At 57.6% G+C, this 18,883-nt stretch carries 16 protein-coding genes; 7 read left to right on the top strand and 9 right to left on the bottom strand.

The genetic code is table 11. The annotated features are described in order from the left end of the window. Positions 1–6 precede the first annotated feature (6 nt). From ACZ0AZ_RS00720 to ACZ0AZ_RS00695, 6 genes are all read right to left on the bottom strand, one after another. Positions 7–2,208, bottom strand: a complete 2,202-nt coding sequence (locus ACZ0AZ_RS00720) for a hypothetical protein (RefSeq protein ID WP_129997330.1) — start codon at positions 2,206–2,208, stop codon at positions 7–9. A 130-nt stretch (positions 2,209–2,338) separates the two neighbouring features. Next, positions 2,339–4,534, bottom strand: coding sequence for a hypothetical protein (locus ACZ0AZ_RS00715; RefSeq protein WP_129997329.1), 2,196 nt, complete (start codon positions 4,532–4,534; stop codon positions 2,339–2,341). Between the two features lie 10 nt (positions 4,535–4,544). Beyond that, positions 4,545–4,955, bottom strand: a complete 411-nt coding sequence (locus ACZ0AZ_RS00710) for a GtrA family protein (protein WP_235374471.1) — start codon at positions 4,953–4,955, stop codon at positions 4,545–4,547. Continuing rightward, positions 4,952–5,908, bottom strand: coding sequence for a WxcM-like domain-containing protein (locus ACZ0AZ_RS00705; RefSeq protein WP_039759990.1), 957 nt, complete (start codon positions 5,906–5,908; stop codon positions 4,952–4,954). The genes ACZ0AZ_RS00710 and ACZ0AZ_RS00705 overlap by 4 nt, the downstream gene beginning before the upstream one ends. Next, positions 5,901–6,845 (bottom strand): glycosyltransferase family 2 protein, encoded by a 945-nt coding sequence (locus ACZ0AZ_RS00700; RefSeq protein WP_039759989.1) that lies wholly within the window; start codon positions 6,843–6,845, stop codon positions 5,901–5,903. Before ACZ0AZ_RS00700 ends, ACZ0AZ_RS00705 begins: the two co-directional genes overlap by 8 nt. Beyond that, positions 6,842–7,939, bottom strand: coding sequence for a DegT/DnrJ/EryC1/StrS family aminotransferase (locus ACZ0AZ_RS00695; protein ID WP_039759986.1), 1,098 nt, complete (start codon positions 7,937–7,939; stop codon positions 6,842–6,844). The genes ACZ0AZ_RS00700 and ACZ0AZ_RS00695 overlap by 4 nt, the downstream gene beginning before the upstream one ends. A 379-nt stretch (positions 7,940–8,318) precedes the next feature. Here ACZ0AZ_RS00695 and ACZ0AZ_RS00690 point away from each other — a divergent pair, with 379 nt between their 5' ends. From ACZ0AZ_RS00690 to fabF, 5 genes are all read left to right on the top strand, one after another. Beyond that, positions 8,319–9,290, top strand: coding sequence for a UDP-glucose 4-epimerase family protein (locus ACZ0AZ_RS00690; RefSeq protein ID WP_129997328.1), 972 nt, complete (start codon positions 8,319–8,321; stop codon positions 9,288–9,290). After that, positions 9,287–10,303 carry an MraY family glycosyltransferase gene (locus tag ACZ0AZ_RS00685; RefSeq protein ID WP_129997327.1) on the top strand — a complete coding sequence of 339 codons (1,017 nt, stop codon included), beginning with the start codon at positions 9,287–9,289 and terminating at the stop codon, positions 10,301–10,303. Before ACZ0AZ_RS00690 ends, ACZ0AZ_RS00685 begins: the two co-directional genes overlap by 4 nt. 106 nt (positions 10,304–10,409) lie before the next feature. After that, positions 10,410–12,404, top strand: coding sequence for a polysaccharide biosynthesis protein (locus tag ACZ0AZ_RS00680; protein WP_463538819.1), 1,995 nt, complete (start codon positions 10,410–10,412; stop codon positions 12,402–12,404). 110 nt (positions 12,405–12,514) lie between these two features. After that, the gene (locus tag ACZ0AZ_RS00675) at positions 12,515–12,850 is read left to right on the top strand and encodes a ComEA family DNA-binding protein (RefSeq protein WP_039759978.1); all 336 of its coding nucleotides are present in this window, start codon (positions 12,515–12,517) and stop codon (positions 12,848–12,850) included. A gap of 205 nt (positions 12,851–13,055) precedes the next feature. Continuing rightward, positions 13,056–14,330: a beta-ketoacyl-ACP synthase II gene (gene fabF, locus ACZ0AZ_RS00670; protein ID WP_129997326.1), complete on the top strand. Its 1,275-nt coding sequence runs from the start codon at positions 13,056–13,058 to the stop codon at positions 14,328–14,330. Here fabF and ACZ0AZ_RS00665 read toward each other — a convergent pair. From ACZ0AZ_RS00665 to eat, 3 genes are all read right to left on the bottom strand, one after another. Next, complete coding sequence (locus tag ACZ0AZ_RS00665) at positions 14,327–14,884, bottom strand: TetR/AcrR family transcriptional regulator (RefSeq protein WP_129997325.1); 558 nt, start codon at positions 14,882–14,884, stop codon at positions 14,327–14,329. The genes fabF and ACZ0AZ_RS00665 overlap by 4 nt on opposite strands. Before the next feature lie 137 nt (positions 14,885–15,021). Next, positions 15,022–15,189: a DUF2897 family protein gene (locus ACZ0AZ_RS00660; RefSeq protein ID WP_016770901.1), complete on the bottom strand. Its 168-nt coding sequence runs from the start codon at positions 15,187–15,189 to the stop codon at positions 15,022–15,024. 129 nt (positions 15,190–15,318) lie between these two features. Continuing rightward, positions 15,319–16,683, bottom strand: coding sequence for an ethanolamine permease (gene eat, locus ACZ0AZ_RS00655; protein ID WP_016770900.1), 1,365 nt, complete (start codon positions 16,681–16,683; stop codon positions 15,319–15,321). A 399-nt stretch (positions 16,684–17,082) separates the two neighbouring features. Between eat and kdpF the strand changes: the two genes are divergently transcribed. Continuing rightward, positions 17,083–17,172 carry a K(+)-transporting ATPase subunit F gene (gene kdpF / locus ACZ0AZ_RS00650; RefSeq protein ID WP_007899818.1) on the top strand — a complete coding sequence of 30 codons (90 nt, stop codon included), beginning with the start codon at positions 17,083–17,085 and terminating at the stop codon, positions 17,170–17,172. Positions 17,173–17,180: 8 nt separating this feature from the next. Beyond that, entirely contained in the window at positions 17,181–18,875 is a 1,695-nt protein-coding gene (kdpA, locus tag ACZ0AZ_RS00645) for a potassium-transporting ATPase subunit KdpA (RefSeq protein ID WP_129997324.1), read from the top strand. Positions 18,876–18,883 lie beyond the last annotated feature (8 nt).

Genomic DNA, 18,883 nt, shown 5'->3' with positions numbered 1-18,883 from the left:
TTCAGCTCAATGTTGTCTGGAGATGTGGATTCCTTCCAGAATTGCGGACAATCCGAAATAGTTGTCATCGGTCAATGAGCTGAACTCGATGACGTTGGGGCCGTGGCGCAGTACGCCCTGATCAATCATTGCTTTGAAATTGCCCATTTCGCCCCACGAAAGAGTAACGGGTGAACCATTGATCGATATTGCCATGCTGTTCATGATCGCATTGTTGAGTAACAGACTGAATCTGCCCTCGAGAACGTATTGCCGACCCTCTTTCGGAGCGAACCTGAATATCAGGCTGGACTGCTTTTCGCTCTTCCAGGCTGATGGCTGGTGATGAAAGTAATTCACATCCCAACTCGTTTCGCGCCAGCCTGACCCTTGAGTTGGAAGTTCCATGCTCCACCATTTCCCGAATGACCACCGATAGTCATCGTTGACGACCATGTCCTTGAAGCGAATGAAGTGAGTTTTTTCATTCATTACATCGACGATGCTTTGATAGCGGTCAGGCAGCACGTTCGCAGGCATTACTGGCTTAGTGCTGTTGGATGCATCTGTGACGGAGTCAGCCTGCGTTTGCCTGCCGATCTCTACAGTGACGATATCCGATTTTGCAATGGTAAGGCTCTTCGGCTGGGTCGTAGTCGGGAAGCCAGGGCCACTAACCGACGTTGGATATTCGAATGTCCAACCGTTATCGCCCTGGATGCATCGACCTTTTCTTTGTACTGCGTCGGTCTGCTGCCATTCGCCGCTGGGCATGTGACAGACCTGAATGTTTGAGACGGGTTTGCCGTAAAGGTATGAAAGCGAACCGTTAAGGCCGTCGGCGATAAACATCCATGTATGGTTGAGCTGATTGCCGTAATCGAGAATCAGCATTGTCCTGTTGTTGAGTTGCCCGTCGAAGTGATTGGCAATGTCTTTCAGGATACCCATCTGTTTTTTTGAGATTTCAACGTAGTGGTGAAACTGATAAAGCTGGAATGAAATGCCAGTGACAAACAGAAAGCCTATGCAGGCATTGGTCAGCGGTCTGGACAGACTCAAGCCCGTGTTGATGGCCGCGAGCCAGAGCAGGACTGCGCCCGGCGTTGCGAACAGAAACGTCCGCTGATTTATGACGAGGTGTGCGCCGGAAAGCAAAAACGGAGCGTAACCTAGCAGCAGTAGCGCCAATCCCGATAGCGCGAGCCGCGCATTCATTGACAGATCGGCAAAGCGCGCTGGTCCAACCGGTTGAGCGTAACGCTTGGCGAGAAGGGTGATGAGGAGAGTCAACAGCAGGCTGCTGGTGATCAGATAACCGTAGTTAACAAACTCCAGAGCGGTGATTCTGGCGGCATCAAACCAGCCACCAAGGCTACTGCGCATCAGTCCAACGCTGAACAGCTTGGGAAAGTTGGTGGTCAGGGTAGATACGAGATCCTTCCCGGCCAGACTGCTTTGATAGCTTTTCACCAGGGGCGCGGTATGTATGACGTAAGCCAGATAAACGCCCACGCCGAGCAGCCAGATTCCGTGGTTAGTTACTTTGTGCAGCATTTGTTGCAGTGCGCGCTTCATGCCGACTTTTGAATAGATGACCAGTGCCGGAATACAAGCGAGCAACAACGACGCTTCGTACATGAAGCAGGCGGCAGAGAAAAGAGTGGCGCCAAGAGCGCTGACCAGTCCCGCATGAAGCTTGCGTTGCAGGTTCAGAGCAAAAAGGAACAAGGCGCTGCCCAGCAGAGCCAGGCTGAGTGCCCAATTGATATGAATCGCGCGAAACGACAGCTGCATGGTATCCGCGGGATAGATAATCACCAGAACACTGGCAATCATCCCTAACTTCATACTGCCTGTCAGATTTCTTAGCAGGTAGCTGACTGCGGAGCCTTTGATGACCAAGGCAATCATCAGCAATACATGCCAGTAATCGAAAGAGTTGCCGTCCAGCCAGTAGGCAACAGCCTGAGGGAAAATCGTCAGCGGTCGGAGTGCGTGGGCTGCAAGTGGGCTGGTGGTTCCGGTGAAAAAGAACACACCGTTATTGACGAACAGGCCCAGAATTCCCCATTCCTCCAGCAAGCCTGTCAGGGCGAATCCGAAGGGCAGCCAGAGTATCAGTACCACAACTACGGCAGGCAGGATATCGGCGAGACAGCGGCTCGTAAATGTGTGCCGGGAAAGCGTGCCTGGCTCGCTAGTCTGTACCGAAGACTTCGTAATCATTGCAAATGCCTTTGCGCGATACGCCGGGATCCAGGTAGGCGAATCCTCGGCGGGAATAATTTAAAGTTGCCGGTATCCCGGACACCTGCGAAGAAGCATCCAGGATCAAACGGCTTATCGGGGCTATGGGTCAGCGCTGCTTGGCTATTTTTACCCAGTCCAATCTGGCTGAAAGTCCGTAGTAGTTGTTATCCACTGCCGACACGAACTCGATGACATTGCGCCCGGTCTTGAGCAATTGCGGATTCAAATCGCCTCCGAAGCTGCCGTCCGCGCTCCACTGCACCGGTATGACGGTACCGTTGACCAAAACCTGCATTTCGGCACGAATTTTTTCATTGGCAAATGCGTTGAACAGACCACTGATTGCGTATGGCCCCGGGGTCGGCGCCAGGTCAAAATTCAGTGTGGCATGGGGAGCGTTTTTCCAGGCGGACGAGGTATGCCCGACTCGGCTTGCCTCCCATTCCGTGTTGCGCCAGCCAGATCCTGCAATAGGCGCGTCCAGGCTCCAGTATTTGCCGAAGCCCCAGAAGTATTCGTCTCGGTGTTCCTGATTGCGGAACGTGAAGAAATTGAACCACGGTGCGCTTTCAGTAATGCCATGCAGTCGTGCTGAAATTGGCAATACATTGGAGGCAAGGTTGCGACGGTAGACCTCCAGTTCCGGCGTAGTCGGTGTCGGATCTGGTTTGCCAACGGCGACCGTCACGACGTCGGCTTTTGCCAGTTTCCTGTCAGGTAGTTGCTGCGTAGTCGCAACTCCCGGGCCGCCAGCGGGGGTTGGATAGTGAAATGTCCAGCCCTCTGCGGTTTGTTCACAGGTACCCTTGCGTGCCAGCGAGTCGGTTTGCTGCCATTCATGACTCGGCATATAGCAAACCTCGAGAGTGTCGACAGGCTTGCCGTAGATGTGGAAAAGAACCGCTGAAAGATTGGGGTTCAAGAACATCCAGTCATGGTTCAGCTCATTGGAATAATCAAGGATCACCAACGTTTTATTGACAGCATTGCCATCGAAATTTTCGACGATGTCTTTCAGCACGCGTTGTTGTCTTTGCGAAATGTCGATGTAGTGCTGAAACTGGAATAGCTGGGCCGCCAGACCTGTGCAGACAAGCAGTGCGGCCACAGCCGTGCTGGCGATCTTCGAATAACGGTCCACAGCGACAAACAGGGCGAGGAAGAACAGGGTTGCGCCAGGCGCTGCATAGAGGAAGGTCCGCTGGCTGACCGACATGTGGGCGAGGTTGAAAATGAAGGGCAGGTAGCCCATGCAAATCAGTAACAGGCCAACGACGATCATGCGACCCAGCATGGACCAGCTACGGCCGTTTTCGTTTGCGGGAGTCAGGGCGGTCGACTTACGGGCGACGACCTGGATCAGAACCAGCAGCACCAGAGTGGCGAGGGCCAGATACCAGTAGCTGCTGATTTCGCGGAGCGTGATGCGTACAGCATCTATCCAGCCACCGATGATGCTGTGTCCCAGGCCCAGAGTGAAAATCTTGCTGTAGTGGCTCTTCAGCGAGGCCAGGGCGCTATCGCCGACGACTGCGCCCTGATAGGTCTGGACCAGCGGAGCGGTATGGATGACGTAGGCGATGTAGGCGACCGCTCCAGCGGCCCAGATCAGGTAGTGGGCGAAAAATCGCTTGAGATGGGGTATCAGGCCACTGAAGCCGACTTGAACGAAAACGACCAGTGCGGGAATAGCGGCCAGCAGCAAGGCGACTTCATACATTGCGCAGCCTGCAGCGAGCAGGAGGCTGGAGAGAATGCTGAATGTAAAAGCGCGCGCGCGACTGCGCTGGTCAAGCGCATGCAAAAAGGTGACGCTGGCGAGCAGAACCAGACTCAATGCCCAGTTGATGTGAATCGATCTGAACGACAACTGCATGGTGTCGGCAGGAAAAACGATGACCAGAATGCTCGCCAGCATGCCCCATTTCAAAGCACCCGTGATGCGGGTTGTGATGACGCTCAGCGCCCATCCCTTGATGACCAGGGCGATGATCAACAGCACATGCCAGTAATTGAACGTGTCGGGGTCCAGAAAGTAGCCCAGAGCGTGAGGGAAAATTGTCAGTGGGCGCAGCGCATGGGCCGGCATCGCACTGGTGACATCGGTGACGAAAAACACGCCGATCCTGCTGAACAGACCGATGACACCCCATTCTTCGAGCAGGCCTGTCAGCGCGAAGCCAAACGGCAGCCACATGAAAAAGACTGTCAGTATTGCCGGGCCGAAATGCGCCAGCAAAGTCAGCGCCGTTCTGTGTTGCAACGACGACGTCGGCGTGAACGCCAGATTAGTTGATGTCATGGGGCGCCTGTTAATCCTTCGCGGGCTTGGTTTTATGAGTTGCCTTAAGAACGACTTTGTTTAGAAGGTAACTTGAGGGTAGGAGAAGTAATATGACCAGAATCGGTGCGACAGCCTTGTGCATATTCAAGTGCTCGACCAGCACATTGAGTAACACTGCGCCGAGTACGTACTGCACGAGATAAATGGTCGGATAAACAAGCATGCCGATCACCGAGTGCTCGACCTTGAACACGACTTTCGAGTTGAAGAAGTAGGCAAAGACTATTCCGGCAACATAGGCGATCGCATAGGCTATCTGGTAGTTGATCACATAGCTGAGCAACAGATAGAGGCAGTAGGTTATTCCGGTATTGAGCCCGCCGCCGATCAGGAAGCTGATCCAGCGGCGAACTTGCGGATTGTTTTTCAGTGTGGTCACGGCGCGCTTTTTTTGGCAGTCAGCTTGGTGAACTCTGAATAATCACGGATGTAATCGTCAGCTTCGTAATAGTCCGAGGTGAACACCAGCAGTACCGCATCTTCGGAATATTTGTACTGGATACCCCAGGTCAGTGGCGGCAGATAGATGCCTTTGTTCGGAGCGTCGAGCAACACTTCGGCACGGTTGGTGCCGTCATCTACCACCACTGCGCAGCTGCCTTTGACGCAAATCAGGAACTGGTGGCACTTGTGGTGGGCATGCTCGCCGCGGGTTTTCTGGCTCGGAACATTGAACACGAGAAAATAACGTTTGGGGGTAAACGGGATTTCCTTGTGGAACTCACCTACGGAGAGGTCGCCGCGCATGTCCGCAATGTATTTGAAGCGGTGGGTGGTGACATCGCCGACGCCGATACGCACTACCGCATCATCCTGCTCCTGGGTTTTGGCAGCAGGAGTCTTGGTGGCATCACTGGAAGCGGAGTTTTCCACGTAGCCTGTTATACGGGCCGGAGAGCCGGTCACGATGGCGTACGGAGGTACGGATTTGGTAACGACCGCACCTGCACCCACCATTGCGCCGGTACCGATGGTGACGCCGGGCAGAATGACCGCGCCGCCGCCAATCGAGGCGCCGTCCTGGATGACCGTCTGCGAAAACGTCTCCGGATATACCTTGGAGCGTGGGAATTTGTCGTTGGTGAACGTGGCGTTCGGGCCGATGAATACGTCGGAGCCGATCCGCAAGCCGTCCCACACGTAAACACCGGACTTGATGGTAGTGCGATCACCAATCACCACGTCATTTTCAATCAGCGAGTGCGAGCAGACGTTGACGTCGTCACCAATCACCGCGTCCGGGAAGACCACAACGTATTGCCAGATGCGTGTGTTCTTGCCGATCTTCGAACTCTTTACATCGGCGCTGGCGTGGATGAACGGCTCAGTCATTGGAATGTTCCTTGTTGTCGAGTTTCATGCAGACGATGGCAAGCGGACGCTGCTTGCTGTTTTCGTAGGCGCGCCAGGCATAGGTGCCCACGAGCCCAAGGCCGAGCAGATTGAGTGTGCCCAACAAGAGCACCACCAGCATGGTGGCGGCATACCCTGGCACCTCGATAGCTCCAGACAATTTCGCAATGATCACCATAAAGCCGATGAACAGCGAAATGAGCGAGCCCATGGCGCCCATGCGTGTGAGCAGTCTGATCGGGTAATCGGTAAACGCGAACACACTGTCCATCATGTACTCGAGCTTCTTCTTGAAGGTCCACGCCGATTTGCCTTCCAGGCGTGTCTGCCGTTCGTATTCGATGAACTTGCGCCGAAAGCCGAGCCAGAAAATAAGCGCAATCAGCGACGAGCGCGACTCGTTCAGCTGCAGCAACTGCTCGCGAAACGCCTTGTTGCAGCCAAAGATGTCGACCCCTCCTGCAGGCATGTCGTGCACCACCAGGCGGCGATACAGGCCCCAGAAGATCGACGACGCCATCCGGCTGGAGAACGGATCCTGGCGGGCATTGCGCGTACCGATGGCAACGTCGCATTCATCGTTGGACAGCGACTTGAAAAAACTGATCAAGAGTTCTGGCGGCTCTTGCAGATCGGCGGCCATCACTCCGAAATAATCACCCTTGGCAGCCATCAGGCCGGTGCGAATGGCAGGGAACGACCCGAAGTTGCGCGAGTGCGCGAGCAGTTGTGCAGAAAATTTCATGCTACCCAAAGCCTGTTTGAGCAACAGGAACGAGTCATCAGGGCTGCCATCCACCACAAACACCACCTCGAGCTGATTCTCGAGTGTGGTGTTCATGTCGGTCAGAGCCTGGATCAGCCGGGGAATCGAATCAGCGTTTTTATAGACTGGAACGATGACGGAATATCTCATGCAGTCCATCCATTGGCGGCTGCAATCACGTTGCTGACTTCGGCGTCGGTCATTTCCGGATAGCAAGGCAGCGTGAGGATGACCGAAGCCAGTTGCTCGGTGTTGACCAGGTTGAGACCGGCGAACTGTTGGCCGAATACCGGCTGCTTGTAGTCGGGGATCGGGTAGTGCACGTCTGAGGCGATCTGCGCTTCACGCAGGTGTTTTTGCAGAGCGTCACGTTTCGGCGACTTGATCACGTACAGGTGGGCAACCGAGGCCAGGCCCGTGTCTGGCGAGTGGTTGATGTCACCGTGGCGAATCTCGGTGCGGTAGCGCTGGGCAATTTCGCGGCGGCGCGCATTGCCCTCATCAAGGTGCGGCAGAAATTCGGACAGGATGGCCGCCTGCATTTCATCGAGGCGACTGTTGCGGGCGCCTGCGAGCTCCACGCAATACTTGGATGACCACCCGTATTGGCGCAATTGCGCAACACGCTGGGCAATTGCAGCCGAATTGGTCACGACAGCGCCGCCGTCGCCCAAGGCTCCGAGATTCTTCGTTGGATAGAAGCTGAAACTGGAAGCGTCCCCGAAGGTACCCACGCGTTGACCATCGCGCTCGGCGCCATGAGCCTGGGCGCAATCTTCCAGCAGAGCAACCTTGTGCGTCGCGCAGCACGCCGCGATGGCCTTGATGTCCGGCACTGCGAGACCGTACAGGTGGGTAACGACAACGGCTTTGGCCCCGGCTTCGATCGCTTGCTCGACGCTCGCCAAGGTGACCACATGAGTGTCCAGGTCGACATCCATGAACAGCGGAGTTGCGCCGATGGCCAGTACCGATGTGGTGGTGTACATGCCGGCATTGGCCACTGTAGCGACCTGATCGCCTTCAGCGACACCGAGTGCCTTGAGCGCCAGCTCGATGGCGTCGGTTCCATTGGCGACGCTGATGCAATGGCCAGCCTGCAGATACTCAGCGAATGCTGTTTCAAAGCGTTTGACTTCCGGCCCTAATACCACCCAACCGCTGTCGACCACGCGCTGCACCGAAGCGTTAATCTGCGACTTGAACTTGTCGATCTTCGCTGCGAGGTTGTTGATCTGTTGCATGGGTGCTCTCCATTTCGAAGCAAAAGGCGTCTGCTATCTTGATTTTGGCCGGTGTTAGCCGAGATTTGACGTGATGGCGGAGCTGAAATCCTGTAGCTGCGAGCGCTCCGATCACTTTTCCGCACGGATTCTATCCGTACCCTGAGTCCGCTCCAACAGCAAAGTGCAATTAGCGCCAGTGTTTGGCTTTGCGGTAGATGCAGCTTGCAGGACTGCTATCGCCACAGAAGTGGCTATGAAGTCGTCGATTCAATAAACTGCCCGCCTCGTGCGGTAGCCGATCGGATTTTCCTGGCGTCGCGCCAGAAGCGCGGTTCCGTCACTTGCAACAGCGTCGCTGCAGTGTGTTTGCAGTATCCATTTCTTCCAAGGGTCGCCCATGAGCACCAAGACATTTCTGGTAACGGGTGGCAGCGGTTTTGTGGGCCGGGCATTGATCGGCCGATTGCTTGCGTCAGCGGACTGCCATGTCGTGGCCCCTCTGCGCCGCGCCGAAACGGCTATGGATCCTCGCATGCATGCGGTCCAGTGGTCCGGTCTTGGCCGCGGGCAGGATCTATCGGAGGCAATGCAGGGCGTCGATTGCGTCATCCATACCGCGGCGCGGGTTCATATCATGAACGAGGTGGACGCCGATCCGCTGGCAGCGTTCCGTCTAGCCAATGTGCAAGGCACTCTGGATCTCGCTCGGCAAGCCGCGGCGGCCGGAGTGCGGCGTTTCATCTTCGTCAGTTCGATCAAGGTCAACGGGGAGGGCACTGCGCCCGGGCACGTGTACACGGCCGATGACCTACCTGCGCCGGTCGATCCATACGGCATCTCCAAGCACGAAGCCGAACAGGCGTTGCTGTCTTTGGCCGCGGGCACCGGCATGGACGTGGTCATCATCCGCCCGGTGCTGGTCTACGGCCCGAGCGTCAAAGCCAATTTCCTCAGCATGATGCGCTGGCTATATCGCGGCGTGCCACTGCCGTTCGGTGCCGTCGACAATCGGCGCAGCCTGCTGGCGCTCGATAATCTGATCGATCTGGTGCTGACCTGCGCCGAGCACCCGGCAGCTGCAAATCAGGTGTTTCTGGCCAGTGATGGTGAAGATGTCTCGACCACTCAGCTGTTGCGCAGGCTCGGCACCGCGCTTGGCAGACCGGCCCGGCTATTGCCGGTCTCTGTCGGTTTCATGAGCGGTGTGGCCAGATTGCTGGGCCGTGAAGCGCTGTCGCAAAGACTCTTCGGTTCTTTGCAGGTCGATATCAGCAAGAACCGCCAACTATTGAACTGGGTGCCTCCAGTGGCCCTTGATCGCGCCTTGAACCTGACGGCGCAGCATTTTCTGGATACTCGCCAAAAATGAATTACGGATGGTTCATCGCGATCATTGCGCTTCTCTCCCTGACACTGACCTGGGCTTTGCGTCATTACGCTCTGGCAAGAAGCCTTATGGATATTCCCAATGCGCGAAGCTCGCATTCGGTGCCAACCCCGCGGGGTGGCGGGGTGGCGATTGTTCTGACGTTCTTGTTGGCGCTGGTGTATCTGCTGTGGCGGGATTTGATTGCGTTCGCGCCGTTTATCGCTATCGCCGGGGCGGGGGCGCTGGTCGCCGTGGTTGGGTTCATGGATGACCATGGACACATCGCTGCACGCTGGCGATTGCTGGGGCATTTTGCCGCGGCGACCTGGTTGCTCTGGTGGATGGGCGGACTCCCTGCCCTGCAGTTCTGGGGCGTGGTGGTCGACCTGGGTGTTGTCGGTCATGTGCTGGCGGTGTTTTATCTTGTCTGGCTGCTCAATCTGTACAACTTCATGGACGGTATTGACGGTATTGCCAGTGTCGAGGCCATTTGCGTATGCCTCGGCGCCTGTCTGCTTGGCTGGCTGGGTGGTTGGCCGCAAGTGGTCTGGGCGCCGCTGCTGCTGGCGGTGTGCGTCGGCGGTTTTCTGTTCTGGAATTTTCCGCCCGCTCGAATCTTCATGGGCGATGCCGGCAGCGGATTTCTCGGTATCGTGCTGGGAGGCTTGTCGCTGCAGGCGGCATGGCAGAGTGCCGAGCTGCTATGGGGCTGGCTGATACTGCTCGGCGTGTTTATTGTCGATGCGACATTCACGCTGTTTCGGCGCTTGCTGCGCGGCGATAAAGTTTATGAGGCGCATCGCAGTCACGCCTATCAATATGCCTCTCGTCGGTTTGGCAGTCATCTGCCCGTCACTATTACCGTTGCCGTGATCAATATGTTCTGGTTGTTGCCGATTGCCGTGGCCGTTACGCATTTCGGACTGGACGGGAGCCTGGGCGTTATTGTCGCCTATGCTCCTCTGCTGTGGCTTGCAATCGCATATCGCGCCGGCGAACTGGAAAAGAACTGAAAGGCCACCGCGTCACGGCTCTGTCATTTGGGTTTACAGTGCATGCCAGCAGTTCAGCAGAGGAATACAGCAGTTGAAGGGAGAAAACTGAGTGTTTGAAGAGTTGATGGACAAGGTTCGGGAGCGGCTCGTCGCATTGCCGAGGCGACGCAAACGCCTGATTCAGGTGGCAACGGACATCGTCCTGGTCTGGGCAGCCCTGTGGCTGGCGTTCATCGTCCGCCTGGGCATCGACGACATGTATAACCCATTCAGAGTGCATGTCTGGCTGTTTGTCTGCGCCCCCGTCGTCGCTATCCCCCTTTTCATTCGCTTCGGCATGTACCGGGCTGTCATGCGGTATTTCGGCAATGACGCGCTGATTGCCATTATCAAGGCGGTAAGTCTTTCTTCGCTGATCCTGGCCGTTGTCGTGTACTGGTACAGCAACCACGAGGCCGTGGTACCGCGTTCGATCATTTTCAATTACTGGTGGTTGAGTCTGGTCATCATTGGCGGACTGCGCTTGTGTATGCGCCAATACTTCATGGGGGACTGGTTTACTGCAGCGCAACATGTGCCCTTCACCAATCGTGATAACGGCTTGACGAAGGTTGCCATTTACGGCGCCGGCGTCGCCGGCAATCAGCTGGTTGCCGCGTTGCGCATGGGCAAGGTCATGCGCCCGGTGGCTTTCATTGACGATGACGCCAGTATCGCTGACCGATCGATCTCGGGTCTGCATGTCTACAAGCCCAAGCACATTCAGGAAATGATCGACGTTACCGGCGCCCAGGAAATCCTGCTGGCCCTGCCATCCTCCACCCGGGCCAGACGGCGGGAGATTCTCAACCTGCTCGAGGGTTTTCCTCTGCATATCCGCAGCGTGCCGAATTTCACCGATCTGGCCAGCGGAAGGGTGAAAGTCGAAGACATTCAGGAAGTCGACATCGCTGACTTGCTGGGGCGCGACGCCGTGCCAGCGCAACCGGACCTGCTGCAACGCTGCATCAGGGGCAAAGTCGTCATGGTGACCGGTGCTGGTGGCTCGATCGGCTCAGAGCTGTGCCGGCAGATTTTTGCCTTGGGCCCGACCACACTACTGCTGTTCGATCACAGTGAATTCAATCTCTATAGCATTTTGTCCGAACTGGAGCAGCGTGGGTGCAGGGAGTCGGTCAAGGTGCGTCTGTTGCCCATCCTCGGTTCCATTCGCCATCCGGACAAGTTGCTGGATGTGATGAAAACCTGGCAGGTCGACACGGTTTATCACGCAGCGGCTTACAAACACGTACCGATGGTCGAGCACAACATTGCCGAAGGTGTGCTGAATAACGTGATCGGCACCTTGAATACCGCGCAGGCAGCCCTGCAGTCAGGTGTGGCCAATTTCGTGTTGATTTCTACCGACAAGGCCGTTCGCCCGACCAATGTGATGGGCAGTACCAAACGCCTCGCCGAACTGGTTCTGCAAGCGTTGAGCCACGAGATCGCTCCAGTCCTGTTTGGTGACAAGGCCAACGTTTCACGGGTCAACAAAACCCGCTTCACCATGGTGCGATTCGGCAATGTGCTGGGGTCTTCCGGTTCAGTGATCCCGTTGTTCCACAGCCAAATCAAATCTGGTGGTCCTCTGACGGTGACCCATCCGAAAATAACCCGCTATTTCATGACCATACCCGAGGCGGCCCAATTGGTGATTCAGGCTGGCTCGATGGGACAAGGCGGCGATGTGTTCGTGCTGGACATGGGCGAGCCGGTGAAGATCGTCGAGCTTGCCGAGAAAATGATTCACCTCTCGGGTCTGAGTATCCGCTCCGACCGCAATCCGCAAGGCGACGTCTCCATCGAATTCACAGGGTTGCGTCCTGGCGAAAAGCTCTACGAAGAGTTGCTGATTGGCGACAACGTCGCCGCAACCCCACATCCGATGATCATGAGTGCCAACGAAGACCATTTGTCTTGGGATGTGTTGAAAGCGCGGCTGAGCGAATTGCTCAAAGCCGTCGAGAGAGATGACTACACCCGTGTCCGCCAACTCCTGCGTGAAACGGTCAGCGGCTACACCCCCGATGGCGAGATCGTTGACTGGATCTACCAGCAACGTCGTCTCGAGCCTTGATTGTTTCACATCCTGTAACGCTCGCATTTTTGACTTCGCTCCATCATGGCCTACGTTTGAAGAGCAGCTTGGGAAAAGCTGCTTTCTAAAACGATGATGGAGCGTCACTTATGCGTACCGGTTATTTCTACTCGCTGATCTTTGCTTTCCTCACCAGTGCCTCGATCGCCGCGATTGCGGCACCTGAAGCGCCTTCGCCGACGCCGAAGGCGCCTTTGCTGATGGATGCAGCGGCGCCTTCCCAGACTACCAAGGTCGATCTCAACGGCGCGGATGCGGCAACGTTGCAAAAGGAGTTGGCGGGTGTGGGAGAGGCGAAAGCGCAGGCGATTGTTGCGTATCGGGATACAAATGGTCCGTTCGCGTCGGTGGATGAGTTGCTGGAGGTGAAGGGGATTGGTAAGGCGATTCTGGATCGAAATCGTGAAAAGCTGGAAGTGAACTAAGCTGACAGTTCAACGCCGAGAGGCCGGTCATTGACCGGCCTTTTTATTGGGTGCCGATCTGGTCGATGCCTGAACGCTGAAAATTACGGGTATCATATTGCGCCTTCATTATGCCTATAATAATTTCGCTCGGGACTGATTCAGCAGCTGAATCGCAGTACACCGATGCACGTCGAATTTTGAATTGATAAGGGGTCACCACAATATGAACCAACGTCGAGTCGTCGTTACGGGCATGGGCCTGGTTTCACCCTTGGGCAGTGATGTTGAAATCGTCTGGCAGCGTTTGCTGGCCGGTCGTTCCGGGTTGCGCAACCTGCCAGACGCGGTTGTGGCTGATCTGCCGACCCGGGTCGGCGGCAGCGTGCCGACGGTGGAGGAGGATGCCGAGGCCGGGTTTGATCCGGATCGTGCGACGCCGCCCAAGGAACAGAAGAAGATGGATCGCTTCATCATGTTCGCCATGGAAGCGGCGCGGCAGGCGCTGGAGCAGGCAGGCTGGCATCCGGCGGACGCTGAAAGCCAGGAGCGGACCGCAACAATCATCGGCTCGGGCGTCGGTGGTTTCGGTGCCATTGCCGATGCCGTGCGTACCACCGACAGCCGTGGCCCGCGGCGTTTGTCGCCGTTCACCATCCCATCGTTTCTGGTCAATCTCGCGGCCGGTCATGTGTCGATCCAGCATGGCCTCAAAGGGCCGTTGGGCGCACCGGTTACCGCATGTGCCGCCGGGGTTCAGGCGATCGGCGATGCGGCGCGGTTGATTCGCGCAGGTGAGGCGGACATCGCTGTATGTGGCGGTGCTGAAGCTTCGATCGATCGCGTCAGTCTCGCCGGTTTCGCGGCGGCGCGGGCGCTGTCCAGCGGTTACAACGACACCCCTGAAAAAGCCTCGCGTCCTTTCGACAGTGGGCGCGACGGTTTCGTGATGGGCGAGGGTGCCGGCCTGCTGGTCATCGAATCGCTGGAGCATGCTCTGGCGCGTGGGGCGAAACCGCTGGCCGAACTGGTCGGCTACGGCACCACCGCCGATGCCTATCACCTGACCGCCGGGCCGGAAGACGGCAGCGGCGCGCGGCGGGCGATGCAATTGGCACTGGCTCAGGGCGGTGTGACGCCGGAGCAGGTGCAGCATCTCAACGCACATGCGACGTCGACGCCGGTCGGCGATTTGGGCGAGTTGGCGGCGATAAAGGCTGTGTTTGGTACGCAGGACAAGATCGCCGTGACTTCAACCAAATCCGCCACCGGTCATTTGCTTGGCGCTGCGGGTGGGCTGGAGGCGATTTTCACGCTGCTGGCGATTCGTGACCAGATGGTGCCGCCGACGCTCAACTTCGAAAACCCGGATCCGGCGAGCAAAGGTGTGGACATTGTCCATGGCGAGGCACGGTCGATGGCGATCGAATATGCCTTGTCCAACGGCTTCGGTTTTGGCGGGGTCAACGCGAGCGTGCTGTTCAAGCGCTGGGAAGGTTAATCGCTCGATTGCTTGAGATGTTCGCGGGTGACGTCGAGGATGCGCTGAGCGAAGTCGGCATTCGCGACGCTGCGTGACAGCAGCAGTGCGCCGGCCAGGGTCGCCATGATGACAATGCTGCGATCGGCGCTGTTCTCGCCTTCGAGCGTGCCTTGAATTTGTTCGAGGCGAGCGTTGAGGACTTCGTCACTGGTGGGGCTTGGCTGGCCGCGCAGGCCCAGTTCCGAGGAAATGGTCAGCAGCGGGCAGCCCTCCTGAGGCGAGGTCTGATGCCACTGCGACAGGTAGGTGTCGATAAAGACCTGCAGCGGGTTTTCCTGCGCGAAGATTTCTTCGCACAGGCCCGCGACTTGCTCGCCGGCCTCTTGCAGGGCTTTTTCGACCAGTTCTTCCTTGGATTTGAAGTGCGAGTAGAAACCGCCATGGGTCAAGCCCAGCGCTTTCATCAACGGTTGCAGGCCGGTGGCGCCGATGCCGTCCTTGCGAAAGCGCGCCGAGGCTTCCTTGATGATGCGCTGATGGGTCTGGGCTTTGTGATCTGGCGAGTAACGCATGTGGAGCTCTCCGCGACGATGCTGCCATCTTAACCACGGAAGATTAAATGGTGACTGTACTTCTAAAATCTAAACAGCCTGCGGGTAAGTCCGATCGTGCTGAAAAAACAAACCCCGCCATTGCGGCGGGGTTGGTATCAGCGGTCTTGTGCATCCTTGGCATCCGCTTCGGCATTGCGCTGTGCGACGCGCTTGCGTTCTTCATCGGTCAGTTCGACCTTGTTGGCGGTGTCGCGCAACATCATCAATCCGCCGACAATCGAGCCGATCGCAACGACCAGAATCAACCAGGCATACCAGGGCATAACGGCTCTCCTTAATGGCAGCTCGACGGGCGAGGACTTCGCCGTGCGATGCTGCATACCACCTTTGAGCGAAACGACTTCGCAGTGGTTCCATTCTAGGCCGCTTATGCCCGGCACACCCGAACAGTGTTACAGACCGGTCAACATCGCATCCGCCGGCGCATCGGCACGCAGTTGCCCAGTGAGCATGAAGTAGCAGAACCCGACCGCCATGAAGCCGAGGAAAATCAGCCCGATCAGCGTGTTGAACCACGCCATCGCCACCAGGCAAACCACCGCCAGCACCAGCGCGATCAGTGGAACCAGCGGATAGCACGGCGCGCGGAAAGTACGTTCCAAGTTCGGTTCCGATTTACGCAGTTTGAACAGGCTGAGCATGCTCATGATGTACATCACGATGGCGCCGAACACGGCCATGGTGATCATCGCTGCGGTGAGTGTCATACCGCCGAGGTTGATCAGGCCGTCGCTGTAGATCGCCGCGATGCCGATAAGGCCGCCAGCGATGATTGCCCGGTGTGGGGTCTGGAAGCGCGACAGTTTCGCCAGCGAAGCGGGCAGGTAACCGGCGCGGGCGAGGGCGAAGAATTGCCGCGAATAACCAAGGATGATGCCGTGGAAACTGGCGACCAGGCCAAACAGGCCGATCCACACCAGCATGTGCAGCCAGCCGGAGTTGTCACCAACCACGGTTTTCATCGCCTGCGGCAGTGGGTCGTTGATGTTGGACAAGGTGCGCCAGTCGCCGACGCCGCCCGCGAAGAACATCACGCCCATGGCCAACAGCACCAGGGTCAGGATGCCGCTGATGTAGGCTTTTGGGATCGTGCGTTTCGGGTCCTTGGCTTCTTCGGCGGCCATGGCGGCGCCTTCGATGGCGAGGAAGAACCAGATCGCGAAGGGAATCGCCGCGAACATCCCGGCAATTGCCGGCGCGCCGAAGACGTCGGAACCGGCCCAGCCATTCAGGGCGAAGTTGCTGAAGCTGAACGCCGGCGCGACCACGCCCATGAACACCAGCAATTCGGCGACGGCCAGTACACAGACGATCAGTTCGAAAGTCGCCGCCAGTTTCACGCCGAGAATGTTCAAACCCATAAAGACGATATAGGCGCCGACCGCTGCGTGTTTCGGATCGAGTGCCGGAAACTGCACATTCAGGTAAGCGCCGATGGCCAAGGCAATGGCCGGTGGCGCGAAGACAAACTCGATCAGCGTTGCCAGGCCAGCAATCAATCCTCCTTTTTCACCGAAGGCGCGTCGGCTGTAGGCAAACGGCCCGCCAGCATGAGGAATCGCGGTGGTCAGCTCGGTGAAGCTGAAGATAAAGCAGGTGTACATGGTCGCGACCATGAACGAGGTCACCAGGAACCCTAGTGTCCCGGCCACGCCCCAGCCATAACTCCAGCCGAAGTATTCGCCGGAAATCACCAGCCCTACGGCGATGCCCCACAGGTGCAAGGTGCCCAGCGTGGGTTTGAGTTGTGTGTTCATGCGTTTGCTCCCTGAACGGTTTGGAAAGCTCAGGGGAGGGCGTTTGCAGTGGGCGTGCCATTGCTGTGAAACAAGTCGTAATGAGTTGAAAGCTGTCGTATCGGGGATGTTCGCGGGGGGATAGCTGCTTTTTGTGCGCCAGTTGGGTGCGATGTTGGCGGTTATGCCGTCTTCGCGAGCAGGCTCGCTCCCACAATTTGCAATGCATTTCCCTGTGGGAGCGAGCCTGCTCGCGAAAAGGCCCGCCCATACAACGCAAATCCCACCTGTAACGCCCGCATAAACCCACTCTTTACGCTTTCTTTATGCCCAGCCAACCCCGTCGCTCTCGTTCCTTTACAGCCTCCTTTCCGACAATGCCTGCACACACGGCAATACGCCGTAACACGGAGATCTTCCATGAGCGTTCTGGACGGGGTGTCACTGCTGTTGGCAGTGGGGCTGTTCATTTATCTGTTGGTTGCGCTGTTGCGCGCGGATCGGAACTAGGAGCGGCTATGCACAGTTATGATTATTGGCTGATCCTCGGGTTTTTTGCGCTGGTCTTGCTGCCGGCGCCGTTCCTTGGGCGCTTCTATTACAAGGTGATGGAGGGCCAGCGCACCTGGCTGACGCCGATTCTCGGCCCGGTCGAGCGCGGTTGCTATCGTCTTGCCGGGGTCGATGCGCAGGCGGAGCAGAGCTGGCAGAAATACACGCTGGCATTGCTGGCCTTCAACCTTGCCGGTTTCCTGCTCCTGTTTGCGATTCTGCTGTTCCAGGATCACCTGCCGCTGAACCCGCAAAACCTGCCGGGCCAGGAATGGACCCAGGCGTTTAACACCGCGGTCAGCTTCATGACCAACACCAACTGGCAGTCCTACAGCGGCGAAGCGACCCTCAGCTATCTGAGTCAGATGGTCGGCCTCACTGTGCAGAACTTCGTCAGCGCCGCCACTGGCCTCGCCGTGCTGGTCGCGTTGTGCCGTGGCATCGGGCGCAAATCGACGAAAACCCTGGGGAATTTCTGGGTCGACATGACTCGCGCCACCCTCTACGGCCTGCTGCCGCTGTGCCTGTTGCTGGCGCTGTATCTGGTCTGGCAGGGCGTGCCGCAAACCTTCGCGCAGTATGTAAATGCCGTGACCCTGCAAGGCGTCGATCAGGTGATCCCGCTCGGCCCGGCCGCCAGTCAGATTGCGATCAAACAACTGGGCACCAACGGTGGCGGTTTCTTCGGCGTCAACTCGGCGCATCCGTTCGAGAACCCCACCGCGTGGAGCAACCTGTTCGAAGTCGCTTCGATCATTCTGATCCCGGTGGCGCTGGTGTTCACTTTCGGCCATTACGTCAAGGATCTGCGTCAGAGCCGCGCGATCATCGCCTGCATGTTGGCGCTGTTCCTGATCGGCGGTGCGACGTCGTTGTGGGCTGAGTATCAGCCGAATCCGACCCTGAACAACGCCGCTGTCGAGCAGACTGCACCGCTGGAAGGCAAGGAAGCGCGCTTCGGCACCACCGCGACGGTGCTGTGGTCGGTGACTACCACGGCGGCTTCGAACGGCTCGGTCAACGGCATGCACGACAGCCTCAATCCGCTCAGCGGCATGGTCGCGCTGGTCAACATGATGGTCGGCGAAGTGATCTTCGGCGGTGTCGGCGCCGGGCTCTACGGCATGTTGCTCAACGTGCTGATCGCGGTGTTCCTCGCCGGCCTGATGATCGGTCGTACGCCGGAATACCTCGGCAAGAAACTCCAGGCCCGCGAAGTGCAGTTGCTGGTGGTGACGCTGCTGGTGATGCCGGTCGGCGTGCTGGTGCTCGGCGCCATTGCCGCCACGGTTCCCAGCGCTGCGGCAACCATCAGCAACCCCGGCCCGCATGGTTTCAGTCAGTTGCTCTATGCCTACACCTCGGCGAGCGCCAACAACGGCTCGGCATTCGGTGGCCTGAGCGCGAACACGCCGTTCCACAACCTGATGCTCGGTCTGGGCATGTTGATCGGCCGCTTCGGCTACATCCTGCCCGTGCTGGCACTGGCCGGTAGCCTGGCGATGAAGAAAAGCGCACCGGTCGGCCAGAACAGTTTTCCGACTCACGGCCCGCTGTTCGTGACCCTGTTGACCGTGACCATTTTGCTGGTGGGCGGCCTGACGTTCCTGCCGACGCTGGCGCTCGGTCCTATCGCCGAACATTTAAGTATGGGCTTCTAAGGAATCCA

It is taken from the genome of Pseudomonas sp. AC239 (assembly GCF_979258545.1).
Note: the sequence above shows the minus strand (reverse complement) of the source record. Positions and strands in the feature narration are given on the sequence as shown.

Coding starts and splice junctions, on each gene's coding strand:
- ACZ0AZ_RS00720 (WP_129997330.1), bottom strand. CDS start 2,208: ATGATTACGAAGTCTTCGGTACAGACTAGCGAGCCAGGCACGCTTTCC.
- ACZ0AZ_RS00715 (WP_129997329.1), bottom strand. CDS start 4,534: ATGACATCAACTAATCTGGCGTTCACGCCGACGTCGTCGTTGCAACAC.
- ACZ0AZ_RS00705 (WP_039759990.1), bottom strand. CDS start 5,908: ATGACTGAGCCGTTCATCCACGCCAGCGCCGATGTAAAGAGTTCGAAG.
- ACZ0AZ_RS00700 (WP_039759989.1), bottom strand. CDS start 6,845: ATGAGATATTCCGTCATCGTTCCAGTCTATAAAAACGCTGATTCGATT.
- ACZ0AZ_RS00695 (WP_039759986.1), bottom strand. CDS start 7,939: ATGCAACAGATCAACAACCTCGCAGCGAAGATCGACAAGTTCAAGTCG.
- ACZ0AZ_RS00690 (WP_129997328.1), top strand. CDS start 8,319: ATGAGCACCAAGACATTTCTGGTAACGGGTGGCAGCGGTTTTGTGGGC.
- ACZ0AZ_RS00685 (WP_129997327.1), top strand. CDS start 9,287: ATGAATTACGGATGGTTCATCGCGATCATTGCGCTTCTCTCCCTGACA.
- ACZ0AZ_RS00680 (WP_463538819.1), top strand. CDS start 10,410: ATGGACAAGGTTCGGGAGCGGCTCGTCGCATTGCCGAGGCGACGCAAA.
- ACZ0AZ_RS00675 (WP_039759978.1), top strand. CDS start 12,515: ATGCGTACCGGTTATTTCTACTCGCTGATCTTTGCTTTCCTCACCAGT.
- fabF (WP_129997326.1), top strand. CDS start 13,056: ATGAACCAACGTCGAGTCGTCGTTACGGGCATGGGCCTGGTTTCACCC.
- ACZ0AZ_RS00665 (WP_129997325.1), bottom strand. CDS start 14,884: ATGCGTTACTCGCCAGATCACAAAGCCCAGACCCATCAGCGCATCATC.
- ACZ0AZ_RS00660 (WP_016770901.1), bottom strand. CDS start 15,189: ATGCCCTGGTATGCCTGGTTGATTCTGGTCGTTGCGATCGGCTCGATT.
- eat (WP_016770900.1), bottom strand. CDS start 16,683: ATGAACACACAACTCAAACCCACGCTGGGCACCTTGCACCTGTGGGGC.
- kdpF (WP_007899818.1), top strand. CDS start 17,083: ATGAGCGTTCTGGACGGGGTGTCACTGCTGTTGGCAGTGGGGCTGTTC.
- kdpA (WP_129997324.1), top strand. CDS start 17,181: ATGCACAGTTATGATTATTGGCTGATCCTCGGGTTTTTTGCGCTGGTC.